This window comes from Pseudomonas sp. 09C 129, from assembly GCF_002843625.1.
Taxonomy (GTDB): domain Bacteria; phylum Pseudomonadota; class Gammaproteobacteria; order Pseudomonadales; family Pseudomonadaceae; genus Aquipseudomonas; species Aquipseudomonas chlororaphis.
Map to the genome: position 1 here is coordinate 239,402 of NZ_CP025261.1, position 12,760 is coordinate 252,161.

The window sequence follows — 12,760 nt, forward strand, 5'->3', positions numbered from 1 at the left end:
GCTCTCCTTGCTGAAAGCTACCGGGCAATCAGTCAGCCAGGGCTGCCTGTTGCAATTCAAAGATCTCGCTCATGCCTTTCTTGGCCAGCGCCAGCATGGCGTTCAGTTCTTCCGGCTGGAACGGCGCGCCTTCGGCAGTGCCCTGGACTTCGATGAAACCGCCAGTACTGGTCATGACCACGTTGAGGTCAGTCTCGGCCGCCGAGTCTTCCAGATAATCCAGATCCAGCACCGGCTCGCCCTGGTACATGCCCACGGACACCGCTGCGATCATTTGCTTGATCGGGTCGCCGCCCTTCAGGCCGCCCCGCTTCTTGATCACTTTCAGCGCATCCACCAGGGCCACCATGGCACCGGTGATCGACGCGGTACGGGTACCGCCATCGGCCTGGATCACATCGCAGTCGACATACAGGGTGACGTCGCCCAGCTTGCTCATGTCCAGCGCAGCGCGCAGGGAACGGCCGATCAGACGCTGGATCTCCAGGGTGCGGCCGCCTTGCTTGCCGCGACTGGCTTCACGCTGGTTACGCTCGCCGGTGGCGCGCGGCAGCATGCCGTATTCGGCGGTCAACCAACCCTGGCCCTGACCCTTGAGGAAGCGGGGCACGCCGTTCTCGACGCTGACCGTGCAGATCACTTTGGTATCACCGAACTCGACCAGTACAGATCCCTCGGCGTGTTTGGTGTAGTTGCGGGTGATGCGGATCGAGCGGAGCTGATCGGCAGCGCGACCACTTGGACGTTTCATAGGGAAATACCTGTACGGGGACGGAAAACTGCCGATCATTATAGAGCCCGCGGCCCTGCCTGGGCAGTTCTAAAAACCCCGGCCCGTCGGCGACGCCTCTGGAACGGCCCTCCGGTCGCCCCGCAGCGCTTTGTCACACCCGCAGTTTGGGAGCATCCACCGCACTGCGCTACAATCCTGCGCCTTCGCAGCCTGTCGGCTTCAATTCATTCATATCGGGCCCGTGCAACCCTCCGCGGTTGGCGGCGGACCTGTATCGGAGGTACCTCCATGGTGCACAGCATGACCGCCTTCGCCCGGGTAGAACGGGCCGGCACTCAGGGCACCCTGAGCTGGGAACTGCGCTCGGTCAACAGCCGTTACCTGGAACCGCACCTGCGCTTGCCGGAATCCTTTCGCGACCTGGAAGGCGCGGTCCGTGAGGCGCTGCGCCAGGGACTGTCGCGCGGCAAGCTCGAATGCACCTTGCGCTTCACCGAAGAAACCACCGGCAAACCATTGCAGGTCGACCGGGAGCGCGCCGCGCAACTGGTGGCGGCAGCCGAGTCCGTTGCCAGCCTGATCAAGCAGCCAGCGGCGCTGAACCCACTGGAAGTGCTGGCCTGGCCCGGCGTCCTGGTGGCCGATGCCAGCGACCCGCAGGCGCTGAACAACGAAGCCCTGAGCCTGTTCAACCAGGGGCTGAAAGAGTTGAAGAGCGGCCGCGAGCGCGAAGGCGCGGAGCTGGCCCGCCTGATCAACGAACGCCTGACCTCCATCGAGGAAGACGTCGTGACCCTGCGCGAACTGGTCCCGCAGATGCTCGCCACCCAGCGCCAGAAGGTTCTCGACCGCTTCGCCGACATGCAGGCCGAGCTGGACCCCACGCGCCTGGAACAGGAAATGGTGCTGCTCGCCCAGAAGAGCGACGTCGCCGAAGAACTGGACCGCCTGAGCACCCACATCATCGAAGTGCGCCGCGTGCTCAAGTCCGGCGGCGCCGCCGGCCGGCGCCTGGACTTCCTGATGCAGGAACTCAACCGCGAAGCCAACACACTGGGCTCCAAGGCCTTCGACCCGCGCAGCACCCAGGCTGCGGTCAACCTCAAGGTGTTGATCGAGCAGATGCGCGAACAAGTACAGAATATTGAGTAAGGCTACCCCGACATGAACCACAGCACCGGCACCCTCTACATCATTTCCGCCCCTTCGGGCGCGGGCAAGACCAGCCTGGTCAAGGCCCTGATCGACGCCGATCCGTCGATCCGCGTTTCCGTGTCCCACACCACCCGCGCCATGCGCCCGGGCGAAGTGGACGGCGTGAACTACCACTTCGTCTCGCGCGAAGCGTTCGTGAAGATGGGCGAGCACGGCGACTTCCTCGAGCGCGCCGAAGTCTTCGGCAATCTCTATGGCACCTCCCAAAGCCACTTGCAGCAGACCCTGGACGAAGGTCACGACCTGATCCTGGAAATCGACTGGCAAGGCGCCGAGCAGGTGCGCAAGTTGATGCCCCAGGCTCGTTCGATCTTCATCCTGCCGCCGTCCCAGCAGGCCTTGCGCCAGCGCCTGACCAACCGCGGCCAGGACAGCGACGAGATCATCGAAGGCCGGATGCGCGAAGCGGTCAGCGAGATGAGCCACTACGTCGACTACGACTACCTGATCATCAACGACGATTTCGCCCATGCGCTGGACGATCTGAAGGCGATTTTCCGCACCAACCAGCTGCATCAGAAGCGCCAGCAACAGCGTTTCGGCAAATTGCTCGCCGAATTGCTGGGCTGAATAGCACTTCCCAAACCCGCTGCAAGGGCTTTACATTGGCACTTGTAGCGGGTCGGAAAGCTTGGTTAAAAAATCAGCGCTTCCCTAATCGCTGGTGATTTTTTAAACTGTTGAGTCCGCTCGCCCATCCGGGCAGCGCGCATATTGCATTTGCTACGAGGAAGACCATGGCCCGCGTAACCGTTGAAGACTGTCTAGAACACGTGGATAACCGCTTTGAGCTGGTCATGCTCTCTACCAAGCGTGCCCGTCAACTGGCAACCGGCGGCAAAGAGCCGAAAGTAGCATGGGAAAACGACAAGCCTACCGTCGTCGCCCTGCGCGAAATCGCTGAAGGCCTGATCGACTACGCAGCTATCGCCGAAGCCGAAATCGTTGAAGATGAACCGCTTTTTGCTGCATTCGAGGACGAGTCCAACGAGGCCGTCTAAGCCTATGCCTGGTCGACGTAGCACGGCGCGGGATCACAGCTTACGGCAGGAGTCATCATGCCGAGCATAGACGCCCTCGCCGATCGCTTATCGACCTATCTCGGCACGGACCAGGTCAATCTGGTCCGCCGAGCGTACTTCTACGCCGAACAAGCCCATGACGGTCAGCGCCGTCGCAGCGGCGAGGCGTACGTCACGCACCCGTTAGCGGTCGCAAACATTCTCGCCGACATGCATATGGACCATCAGAGCCTGATGGCGGCCATGCTGCATGACGTGATCGAAGACACCGGTATCGCCAAAGAAGCGCTGCAAGCGCAGTTCGGTGAAACCGTGGCCGAACTGGTCGACGGGGTCAGCAAACTGACCCAGATGAATTTCGAGACCAAGGCCGAAGCCCAAGCGGAAAACTTCCAGAAGATGGCCATGGCCATGGCGCGCGACATTCGCGTGATCCTGGTCAAGCTGGCCGACCGCCTGCACAACATGCGCACCCTGGAAGTGCTGTCCGGCGAAAAACGCCGGCGGATCGCCAAGGAAACCCTGGAGATCTATGCACCCATCGCCAACCGCCTGGGCATGCACAGCATCCGCATCGAATTCGAAGACCTCGGTTTCAAGGCCATGCATCCGATGCGTTCCGCGCGGATCTACCAGGCGGTCAAGCGCGCCCGGGGCAACCGCAAGGAAATCGTCAACAAGATCGAAGAATCCCTGAGCCACTGCCTGGCCATCGACGGTATCCAGGGCGAGGTCAGCGGCCGCCAGAAGCACTTGTATGGCATCTATAAAAAGATGCGCGGCAAACGCCGGGCCTTCAACGAGATCATGGACGTCTACGCGTTCCGGATCATCGTCGACAAGGTCGACACCTGCTACCGCGTGCTCGGCGCCGTACACAACCTGTACAAGCCGCTGCCGGGTCGCTTCAAGGATTACATCGCGATCCCCAAGGCCAACGGCTACCAGTCGCTGCATACCACGCTGTTCGGCATGCACGGCGTGCCGATCGAGATCCAGATCCGCACCCGCGAAATGGAAGAGATGGCCAACAACGGCATTGCCGCCCACTGGCTGTACAAATCCAGCGGCGACGAGCAGCCCAAGGGCACCCACGCCCGGGCTCGCCAATGGGTCAAGGGCGTGCTGGAGATGCAGCAACGCGCCGGCAACTCCCTGGAATTCATCGAAAGCGTGAAGATCGACCTGTTCCCGGACGAGGTCTACGTGTTCACGCCGAAAGGCCGGATCATGGAGCTGCCCAAAGGCTCCACGGCGGTGGACTTCGCCTATGCGGTACATACCGACGTCGGCAACAGCTGCATCGCCTGCCGAATCAATCGCCGCCTCGCGCCGCTGTCCGAACCGCTGCAAAGCGGCTCCACCGTGGAAATCGTCAGCGCCCCGGGCGCACGCCCCAACCCGGCCTGGCTCAACTTCGTGGTCACCGGCAAGGCTCGCACCCACATCCGCCACGCACTGAAACTGCAACGCCGCTCCGAGTCCATCAGCCTGGGCGAACGCCTGCTGAACAAGGTGCTCAACGGTTTTGACAGCGCCCTGGAAAAGATCCCGGCCGAACGCGTGCAAGCGATGCTCACCGAGTATCGCCTGGAGCTGATCGAAGACCTGCTGGAAGACATCGGCCTGGGCAATCGCATGGCTTATGTGGTCGCCCGCCGTCTGCTCGGCGAAGGCGAACAGCTGCCAAGCCCGGAAGGTCCGCTGGCCATTCGCGGCACCGAAGGCCTGGTCCTGAGCTATGCCAAGTGCTGTACGCCGATCCCGGGCGACCCGATTGTCGGCCATCTGTCCGCGGGCAAAGGGATGGTGGTGCACCTGGACAACTGCCGCAACATCAGCGAAATCCGCCACAACCCGGAAAAATGCATCCAGCTTTCGTGGGCCAAGGATGTCACCGGCGAATTCAACGTCGAGCTGCGCGTCGAGCTGGAGCACCAGCGCGGCCTGATCGCCCTGCTGGCCAGCAGCGTCAACGCGGCCGACGGCAATATCGAGAAAATCAGCATGGACGAACGGGATGGTCGCATCAGCGTGGTCCAACTGGTGGTCAGCGTGCACGACCGCGTGCACCTGGCCCGCGTGATCAAGAAACTGCGCGCCCTGACCGGCGTCATTCGCATCACTCGCATGCGTGCATAGCTCGCTATATAGCCCGCCCATTACAAGGAGTCATTCATGACCAAGACCGTTATCACCAGCGACAAGGCACCCGCCGCGATCGGCACCTATTCCCAGGCGATCAAGGCAGGCAACACCGTCTACATGTCCGGCCAGATCCCGCTCGATCCAAAGACCATGGAACTGGTGGAAGGCTTCGAAGCCCAGACCGTCCAGGTATTCGAGAACCTCAAGTCCGTGGCCGAGGCCGCCGGTGGTTCGTTCAAGGACATCGTCAAACTGAACATCTTTCTCACCGACCTGAGCCACTTCGCCAAGGTCAACGAGATCATGGGCAAGTACTTCCAGCAGCCTTACCCTGCCCGTGCCGCCATCGGCGTTGCCGCCCTGCCAAAAGGCGCGCAGGTTGAAATGGATGCCATCCTGGTCATCGAGTAACACGTCCGGCGCGGCTACCCAGGCCGTGCCGTCTCCGTTCTGAAAGGATTTTCTCATGCGCAAAGCGCTAGCCCTCTCGTTGTGCGCCCTGTTCCTCGGTGGCTGCGCCAGCGATCCCGCCGACCGTGACATCAGTGGTACCTGGATCAACCAGGTCGCCATCGACGCCGCCGCCAAAGGCGGACCGCTGCGCGAAGCCCTGCAAGGCTACGGCCCGAACCTGGAATGGGACGTCAACACCAAGGCCAGCCAGGCGCGCTACACCAATGGCTTCGAAAACGTCGAAGGCAAGGTGCTGGCTGAAGAGTCCGGCGCCTGGAAAATCGATTTCTACGGCAGCTCCGCCAGCGAATTGAAACGCGACGGCAAACAGCTGCTGCAAGAAGCCAACGACAACGAGCCGGAGCAGGTCTTCGATCGTCCCAAGGACCCGGCCCCGGAAGGCGCGCCACTGGGCGCCAACTTCGAGCGCGCCCTGTACTCGGCTTACCTGGGCGGCGAATGGAAAATCGTCAACGGCCCGGGCGAAGGCGGCACCGTGCTGTTCCAGTCCAACGGCCAGGTCATGGGCCTGCCGGGCGCCGATCGCTACGCACTGTGCCTCGCCGGCGACTGCGCCTCGATGAGCGGCGGCTACGACAACCTGTGGCTGCAGCTCAACGGCCAGGGCAACCCGTGGATCTTTGCGCGCAACGGCAAGCAACTGGAGATCTTCCAGCCCATCAACGCCTCCCAGGCGAACGAGGTACCTTCCCTCACCCCGGGTACGCGCCAGTGGCTACTGGAAAAACAGTGATCCAGCAAAAAGGAGCCGAAAGGCTCCTTTTTCTTTATTCATGATGCGGCTCAGCCCTGCCCTTCGATAATCTGCGCATACCCCTCGCGAAAACTCGGATAACGCGGCGCCCAGCCCAGGGCCCTGGCGCGGGCATTGCTGCAGCGCTTGCTGCCGGAACGCCGCACGCTCGAGCTGTCCGCCCACTCGGTCACGCCCAGGTACTCCCGCAGCCAGCCCACCACCTCGGCCAAAGGCACCGGTGCATCGTCGACCCCGATATAGCAATCCTCAAGCACCACGCCGCGCCGATCGGCCTGCAACAGGAAGGCCAGCAACCCCGCGGCATCGTCGGCATGAATGCGGTTGCCATACAGCGGTGGATCGATGGCGACGCGATAACCCTGACGCACCTGATTCAACAGCCATTCCCGCCCCGGGCCGTAAATCCCGGTCAACCGCACCAGGCTGGCTGGAATGCCACTCTGCAAGGCCACTTGCTCGGCCTCGAGCATCAGCCGCCCGGAATAGCCGTCGGCCTGGGCCGGCGAGGTCTCGTCGATCCACTCGCCATTTTTCTGCCCGTATACGCTGCTGCTGGAAACGAACAGCAAGCGTTTCGGCGACTGCCCGTTCTGCTTGAGCCAGCCCAGGACATGGGTCAGCCCCTCGACATAGGCCGCACGATAGCCCGCCTCGTCATGCTCGGTGGCGGCCGCGCTGTACACCAGGTAATCCAGCGGTGTGGTGGGCCAGGCTGGCGGACACTGCTCACTGAAAAGATCGCCCGCCACGCCGATCACCCCTTCCGGCAATTGCGAAACCGTGCGCCGCAGGCCGTAGACCTGCCAGTTTTCAGCCAGCAGTTGCTTCGCCAGACGGCTGCCGACATCACCGCAGCCAGCGATCAGAACAGAAGGGGCGGACATCAGAAAACTCCTATCAGAAAGGCACAGACTAGCGTCGGCAATGGACGAGCGGCTAGCAATCAAAGAAAAAAAGATACTCTATTACTTCTGTTAACAAGAATTAGTTGCAATAATGACGGCCCATTTGTTCTCGGCCCTGCGAGGCCTAGAAGGACACTTACCTTTTTCCCTCTCAGGTCCGGCCAGCATGACACGCAATCAATTCTCCGCTTCGCCAACCCAACGCCCAAGCCCGCTGCGCGCCATGAGCGCGGCCGCAGCGTTGCTGTTCAGCCTGCTGCTGGCACCGACCGCGGCCTTCGCCGATGAGCAGGCCCCGGCTGGCGCCGCGACACCTGCGGCAGCCCACGCGCCGGCCGACGCCACGGCGCCGGTAGCCACCCCGGTCGCTGCAGCACCGACACCTGCCGAAGGCGAAGCAGCCGTCGATGCACCTGAAGTCCTCGAAGCGGACAACTCCCTGGGCATGGCCCACGACCTGTCTCCTTGGGGCATGTACCAGAACGCCGACATCATCGTGAAGCTCGTGATGATCGGCCTGGCCATCGCCTCGATCATCACCTGGACCATCTGGATCGCCAAAGGCTTCGAGCTGATGGGCGCCAAGCGTCGTCTGCGCGGTGAAATCCTCAACCTGAAAAAGGCCACCACCCTCAAGGAAGCCAGCGTCACCGCCGCCAAAGAAGGCACCCTGGCCAACCTGCTGGTCCACGACGCCCTGGAAGAAATGCGCCTGTCGGCCAACAGCCGCGAGAAAGAAGGCATCAAGGAACGCGTCAGCTTCCGCCTCGAGCGCCTGGTAGCCGCCTGCGGCCGCAACATGAGCAGCGGCACCGGCGTGCTCGCCACCATCGGTTCCACCGCGCCCTTCGTCGGCCTGTTCGGTACCGTGTGGGGCATCATGAACAGCTTCATCGGCATCGCCAAAACCCAGACCACCAACCTCGCCGTCGTCGCCCCCGGCATCGCCGAAGCTCTGCTGGCAACCGCCCTGGGTCTGGTCGCGGCCATTCCGGCGGTGGTCATCTACAACGTCTTCGCCCGCTCCATCGCCGGCTACAAGGCCCAGGTCTCTGACGCCTCCGCGGAAGTCCTGCTGCTGGTCAGCCGTGATCTCGATCACCTGCCGACCGCCGAGCGCTCTGCGCAACCTCATGTGGCCAAAGTAGGGTAATCCGCCATGGGCCTGCATTTGAAAGAAGGCGCAGAAGACGATCTCGCCGAAAACCACGAAATCAACGTCACGCCGTTCATCGACGTGATGCTGGTGCTGCTGATCATCTTCATGGTCGCCGCGCCGCTGGCGACCGTGGACATCAAGGTCGATCTCCCGGCCTCGACGGCCAAACCGGCACCACGCCCCGAGAAACCGGTGTTTCTCAGCGTCAAGGCCGACCAACGCCTGTATCTCGGCGACGACGAAGTGAAGGCCGAAGCCCTCGGCGCCACCCTCGACGCCAAGACCCAGGGCAAGAAAGACACGACGATCTTCTTCCAGGCCGACAAAGGCGTGGATTACGGCGACCTGATGAGCGTGATGGATGCCCTGCGGGCCGCCGGATACCTGAAGGTCGGCCTGGTCGGACTTGAGACGGCTACCAAGAAATGATCACGACGCGCCAAAAACTGACGCGTTACAGCGGTAGCCTGGCCATCGTACTGGGGGTCCATGCGGTCGCGATCCTGCTCGCGCTCAACTGGAGCTCCCCCATGCCGGTCGAGCTGCCACCGCAGGCGATGATGGTCGAGCTGGCGCCGCTTCCGGCACCGCCTCCTCCCGCGCCGCCCAAGGTCGTGACGCCACCGCAGCCGCCGGCTCCGGTCGAAGAGCTGCCGCTGCCCAAACTCGCGGAAGCGCCGAAACCGACGATTTCCGTGCCCAAGCCGGTCAAACCCAAGCCCAAGCCGCAACCGCCCAAACCGGTGGAGAAAAAGCCGGAACCGCCGAAGGAAAAGCCGAGCGAAGAGAAGCCTAGCGACGCTCCGCCGACGCCCACCGCGGCACCGTCCTCGGCACCTGCTCCGGGCCCGTCGCCGGCCCAGATCGCCGCCAAGGAAAGCTGGCAAGGCACGCTGCTGGCGCACCTGGCCAAGTACAAGAAGTACCCGCCGGGTGCCCAGGCGCGCGGCAAGGAAGGCCTGAACCGGCTGCGCTTCGTGGTCGACGCGCAAGGCAACGTGCTGTCCTATGAACTGGTAGGACGCTCGGGCAACGCCGATCTGGACCGGGCCACCCTGGAAATGATCCGCCGCGCCCAGCCGCTGCCCAAGCCGCCGGCGGACATGCTCAACAACGGCTCGATCGAGATCGTCGCGCCCTTCGTTTACTCTCTGGAGAAACGTCGCCGCTGAGCATGACGCCCAGGCAATCCCCAGCAAAAAGGCACCCAAAGGTGCCTTTTTGCTTTTCCAGGCATGACCGGCATGCATTGCCCGGTGTCACAGCGAGCATTGAGTCTGATAACGTGCGTCTATCGATTGCAGCCGGTATGCTTGGCCCGCAACCTCATGGACGTCCGCTATGACTCTTACTGAATTACGCTACATCGTTACCCTCGCCCAAGAGCAGCACTTCGGCCACGCGGCCGAGCGTTGCCATGTCAGCCAGCCGACCCTGTCGGTGGGCGTGAAGAAGCTTGAAGACGAACTCGGTGTGCTGATTTTCGAGCGCAGCAAGAGTGCGGTACGTCTGACGCCGGTCGGCGAAGGCATTGTCGCCCAGGCGCAAAAGGTCCTCGAACAGGCCCAGGGCATTCGCGAACTGGCCCAGGCCGGCAAGAACCAGCTGACCGCCCCGCTGAAGGTCGGCGCAATCTACACCGTCGGCCCGTACCTGTTCCCGCACCTGATCCCGCAACTGCACCGGGTTGCCCCGCAGATGCCGTTGTACATCGAAGAGAACTTCACCCACGTGCTGCGCGACAAGCTGCGCAACGGCGAACTGGATGCGATCATCATCGCCCTGCCGTTCAACGAAGCCGACGTGCTGACCCTGCCGCTGTACGACGAACCCTTCTACGTGCTGATGCCAAGCACCCACCCCTGGACCCAGAAAGAGAGCATCGACGCCAACCTGCTCAACGACAAGAGCCTGTTGCTGCTGGGCGAAGGCCACTGTTTCCGCGACCAGGTCCTGGAAGCCTGCCCGACCCTGACCAAGGGCAACGACGGCGCCAAGCACACCACGGTGGAATCCAGCTCCCTGGAAACCATCCGCCATATGGTCGCTTCCGGCCTTGGCGTCTCGATCCTGCCGCTCTCGGCGGTGGACAGCCATCACTACGCTCCGGGCGTGATCGAAGTGCGGCCGCTGACCGCGCCCGTGCCGTTCCGCACCGTGGCGATCGCCTGGCGCGCCAGCTTCCCGCGGCCGAAAGCCATCGAGATCCTCGCCGACTCGATCCGCCTGTGTTCGGTGGCCAAGCCGCCTGCCGCGAGCTAAGCCGTCGCGATGACTGAGCTGTCGAACGTGCCGGTCACGGCACTCAAGGGCGTCGGCGAAGCCATGGCCGAGAAGCTGGCCAAGGTCGGCCTGGAGAACCTGCAGGACGTACTGTTCCACCTGCCCCTGCGTTATCAGGACCGTACCCGCGTGGTACCGATCGGCGCGCTGCGCCCCGGGCAGGACGCGGTGATCGAAGGCACCGTCAGCGGCGCCGACGTGGTAATGGGCAAGCGCCGCAGCCTGCTGGTGCGCCTGCAGGACGGCACCGGCGGGCTCAGCCTGCGCTTCTACCATTTCAGCAACGCGCAGAAAGAAGGCCTCAAGCGCGGCACCCGCGTGCGCTGTTATGGCGAAGCCCGTCCCGGCGCCTCGGGGCTGGAAATCTACCACCCGGAATACCGCGCCATCAGCGGTGATGAACCGCCGCCCGTGGACCAGACCCTGACCCCCATCTACCCGCTCACCGAAGGCCTGACCCAGCAGCGCCTGCGCATGCTGTGCCAGCAGAGCCTGGCCCTGCTCGGCCCGCGCAGCCTGCCGGACTGGCTGCCGCAAGAGCTGGCGCGGGATTACCAGCTGGCGCCGCTGGACGATGCGATTCGCTACCTGCACCACCCGCCGGCCGACGCCGATGTCGACGAACTGGCCCTGGGTCACCATTGGGCCCAGCATCGCCTGGCGTTCGAAGAGCTGCTGACCCATCAGCTGTCCCAGCAGCGCCTGCGCGAAAGCCTGCGCTCGCAACTCGCCCCGGCGCTGCCCAAGGCCACCCGGCTGCCGGCGCTGTACCTGAAGAACCTCGGCTTTCCACCCACCGGCGCGCAGCAACGGGTCGGCAACGAGATCGCCTATGACCTCAGCCAGCCCGAGCCGATGCTGCGGCTGATCCAGGGCGACGTGGGGGCCGGCAAGACCGTGGTCGCCGCCCTCGCCGCCCTGCAGGCGCTGGAGGCTGGCTATCAGGTGGCGCTGATGGCACCGACCGAGATCCTCGCCGAGCAGCACTTCATCACCTTCAAGCGCTGGCTCGAACCGCTGGGGCTGGAAGTCGCCTGGCTGGCCGGCAAGCTCAAGGGCAAGAACCGCACAGCGGCCCTGGAACAGATCGCCGCCGGCGCGCCGATGGTGGTCGGCACCCATGCGCTGTTCCAGGACGAAGTGCAGTTCAAGAACCTGGCGCTGGTGATCATCGACGAACAACACCGCTTCGGCGTGCAGCAGCGCCTGGCCCTGCGCCAGAAAGGCGTGGGCGGACGCCTGTGCCCGCACCAGCTGATCATGACCGCCACGCCGATCCCACGGACCCTGGCCATGAGCGCCTACGCCGACCTCGACACTTCGATCCTCGACGAGCTGCCCCCTGGCCGTACGCCGGTGAACACCGTGCTGGTGACCGACTCGCGGCGGGTCGAAGTCATCGAGCGGGTGCGCGCCGCCTGCGCCGAAGGGCGCCAGGCCTATTGGGTGTGCACGCTGATCGAGGAATCCGAAGAGCTGACCTGCCAGGCCGCGCAAACCACTTACGAAGACCTGAGCAGCGCCCTGGGCGAACTGCGGGTCGGCCTGATCCACGGGCGCATGAAGCCGACGGAAAAGGCCGAGGTCATGGGCCGGTTCAAAGCCGGTGAATTGCAGCTGCTGGTGGCCACCACCGTGATCGAAGTCGGCGTCGATGTGCCCAACGCCAGCCTGATGATCATCGAGAACCCCGAGCGCCTGGGCCTGGCCCAACTGCACCAGTTGCGTGGTCGCGTTGGTCGCGGCAGCGCCGCCAGCCATTGCGTCATGCTCTACCATCCTCCCTTGTCGCAGATCGGCCGCCAGCGCCTGGGCATCATGCGCGAAACCAACGACGGTTTTGTCATCGCCGAAAAGGACCTGGAACTGCGCGGCCCCGGCGAGATGCTCGGCACCCGCCAGACCGGCCTGCTGCAATTCAAGGTCGCCGACCTGATGCGCGATGCCGACCTGCTGCCGGCCGTGCGCGATGCCGCCCAGGCCTTGCTCGAGCGCTGGCCGCACCACGTCAGCCCGCTGCTGGAGCGCTGGCTGCGCCACGGGCAGCAATACGGCCAAGTGTGA

Annotated in this window: 13 protein-coding genes; 11 read left to right on the forward strand and 2 right to left on the reverse strand. The window is 63.7% G+C overall.

Annotated elements, in window-relative coordinates; genetic code table 11:
• Window positions 1-28: 28 nt before the first annotated feature.
• Window positions 29-751: a ribonuclease PH gene (gene rph / locus CXQ81_RS01180; RefSeq protein ID WP_101336272.1), complete on the reverse strand. Its 723-nt coding sequence runs from the start codon at window positions 749-751 to the stop codon at window positions 29-31.
• 270 nt (window positions 752-1,021) lie between these two features.
• Here rph and CXQ81_RS01185 point away from each other — a divergent pair, with 270 nt between their 5' ends.
• The 6 genes from CXQ81_RS01185 to CXQ81_RS01210 all read left to right on the forward strand — a co-directional run bounded on the left by CXQ81_RS01185 (window position 1,022) and on the right by CXQ81_RS01210 (window position 6,325).
• The gene (locus tag CXQ81_RS01185; protein ID WP_007921125.1) at window positions 1,022-1,885 is read left to right on the forward strand and encodes a YicC/YloC family endoribonuclease; all 864 of its coding nucleotides are present in this window, start codon (window positions 1,022-1,024) and stop codon (window positions 1,883-1,885) included.
• Window positions 1,886-1,897: 12 nt separating this feature from the next.
• Window positions 1,898-2,518: a guanylate kinase gene (gmk, locus tag CXQ81_RS01190; protein ID WP_007921126.1), complete on the forward strand. Its 621-nt coding sequence runs from the start codon at window positions 1,898-1,900 to the stop codon at window positions 2,516-2,518.
• Between the two features lie 167 nt (window positions 2,519-2,685).
• Window positions 2,686-2,949 carry a DNA-directed RNA polymerase subunit omega gene (gene rpoZ, locus CXQ81_RS01195; RefSeq protein WP_007921129.1) on the forward strand — a complete coding sequence of 88 codons (264 nt, stop codon included), beginning with the start codon at window positions 2,686-2,688 and terminating at the stop codon, window positions 2,947-2,949.
• Between the two features lie 57 nt (window positions 2,950-3,006).
• The gene (spoT, locus tag CXQ81_RS01200; protein ID WP_007921131.1) at window positions 3,007-5,112 is read left to right on the forward strand and encodes a bifunctional GTP diphosphokinase/guanosine-3',5'-bis pyrophosphate 3'-pyrophosphohydrolase; all 2,106 of its coding nucleotides are present in this window, start codon (window positions 3,007-3,009) and stop codon (window positions 5,110-5,112) included.
• A gap of 36 nt (window positions 5,113-5,148) precedes the next feature.
• Complete coding sequence (locus CXQ81_RS01205) at window positions 5,149-5,529, forward strand: RidA family protein (RefSeq protein ID WP_007921133.1); 381 nt, start codon at window positions 5,149-5,151, stop codon at window positions 5,527-5,529.
• Window positions 5,530-5,584: 55 nt separating this feature from the next.
• On the forward strand, window positions 5,585-6,325 hold the full coding sequence (locus CXQ81_RS01210; protein WP_007921135.1) for a hypothetical protein: 741 nt from the start codon (window positions 5,585-5,587) through the stop codon (window positions 6,323-6,325).
• A gap of 50 nt (window positions 6,326-6,375) precedes the next feature.
• Here CXQ81_RS01210 and CXQ81_RS01215 read toward each other — a convergent pair whose 3' ends face one another.
• The gene (locus CXQ81_RS01215; protein ID WP_007921137.1) at window positions 6,376-7,233 is read right to left on the reverse strand and encodes an SDR family oxidoreductase; all 858 of its coding nucleotides are present in this window, start codon (window positions 7,231-7,233) and stop codon (window positions 6,376-6,378) included.
• Window positions 7,234-7,420: 187 nt separating this feature from the next.
• Here CXQ81_RS01215 and exbB point away from each other — a divergent pair, with 187 nt between their 5' ends.
• From exbB to recG, 5 genes are all read left to right on the forward strand, one after another.
• Window positions 7,421-8,407 (forward strand): tonB-system energizer ExbB, encoded by a 987-nt coding sequence (gene exbB, locus CXQ81_RS01220; RefSeq protein WP_101336273.1) that lies wholly within the window; start codon window positions 7,421-7,423, stop codon window positions 8,405-8,407.
• A gap of 6 nt (window positions 8,408-8,413) precedes the next feature.
• The gene (gene exbD, locus CXQ81_RS01225) at window positions 8,414-8,842 is read left to right on the forward strand and encodes a TonB system transport protein ExbD (RefSeq protein ID WP_007921142.1); all 429 of its coding nucleotides are present in this window, start codon (window positions 8,414-8,416) and stop codon (window positions 8,840-8,842) included.
• A complete protein-coding gene (locus CXQ81_RS01230) occupies window positions 8,839-9,585 on the forward strand; it encodes an energy transducer TonB (RefSeq protein ID WP_007921144.1) in 747 nt (248 codons plus the stop codon). The genes exbD and CXQ81_RS01230 overlap by 4 nt, the downstream gene beginning before the upstream one ends.
• A 169-nt stretch (window positions 9,586-9,754) precedes the next feature.
• Complete coding sequence (locus tag CXQ81_RS01235) at window positions 9,755-10,675, forward strand: hydrogen peroxide-inducible genes activator (RefSeq protein ID WP_009046190.1); 921 nt, start codon at window positions 9,755-9,757, stop codon at window positions 10,673-10,675.
• 9 nt (window positions 10,676-10,684) lie between these two features.
• On the forward strand, window positions 10,685-12,760 hold the full coding sequence (gene recG / locus CXQ81_RS01240; RefSeq protein ID WP_101336274.1) for an ATP-dependent DNA helicase RecG: 2,076 nt from the start codon (window positions 10,685-10,687) through the stop codon (window positions 12,758-12,760).

What these genes read in the sequence shown, in the direction of transcription:
- rph (WP_101336272.1), bottom strand. Translation starts at nt 751, where the DNA reads ATGAAACGTCCAAGTGGTCGCGCTGCCGATCAGCTCCGCTCGATCCGC.
- CXQ81_RS01185 (WP_007921125.1), top strand. Translation starts at nt 1,022, where the DNA reads ATGGTGCACAGCATGACCGCCTTCGCCCGGGTAGAACGGGCCGGCACT.
- gmk (WP_007921126.1), top strand. Translation starts at nt 1,898, where the DNA reads ATGAACCACAGCACCGGCACCCTCTACATCATTTCCGCCCCTTCGGGC.
- rpoZ (WP_007921129.1), top strand. Translation starts at nt 2,686, where the DNA reads ATGGCCCGCGTAACCGTTGAAGACTGTCTAGAACACGTGGATAACCGC.
- spoT (WP_007921131.1), top strand. Translation starts at nt 3,007, where the DNA reads ATGCCGAGCATAGACGCCCTCGCCGATCGCTTATCGACCTATCTCGGC.
- CXQ81_RS01205 (WP_007921133.1), top strand. Translation starts at nt 5,149, where the DNA reads ATGACCAAGACCGTTATCACCAGCGACAAGGCACCCGCCGCGATCGGC.
- CXQ81_RS01210 (WP_007921135.1), top strand. Translation starts at nt 5,585, where the DNA reads ATGCGCAAAGCGCTAGCCCTCTCGTTGTGCGCCCTGTTCCTCGGTGGC.
- CXQ81_RS01215 (WP_007921137.1), bottom strand. Translation starts at nt 7,233, where the DNA reads ATGTCCGCCCCTTCTGTTCTGATCGCTGGCTGCGGTGATGTCGGCAGC.
- exbB (WP_101336273.1), top strand. Translation starts at nt 7,421, where the DNA reads ATGACACGCAATCAATTCTCCGCTTCGCCAACCCAACGCCCAAGCCCG.
- exbD (WP_007921142.1), top strand. Translation starts at nt 8,414, where the DNA reads ATGGGCCTGCATTTGAAAGAAGGCGCAGAAGACGATCTCGCCGAAAAC.
- CXQ81_RS01230 (WP_007921144.1), top strand. Translation starts at nt 8,839, where the DNA reads ATGATCACGACGCGCCAAAAACTGACGCGTTACAGCGGTAGCCTGGCC.
- CXQ81_RS01235 (WP_009046190.1), top strand. Translation starts at nt 9,755, where the DNA reads ATGACTCTTACTGAATTACGCTACATCGTTACCCTCGCCCAAGAGCAG.
- recG (WP_101336274.1), top strand. Translation starts at nt 10,685, where the DNA reads ATGACTGAGCTGTCGAACGTGCCGGTCACGGCACTCAAGGGCGTCGGC.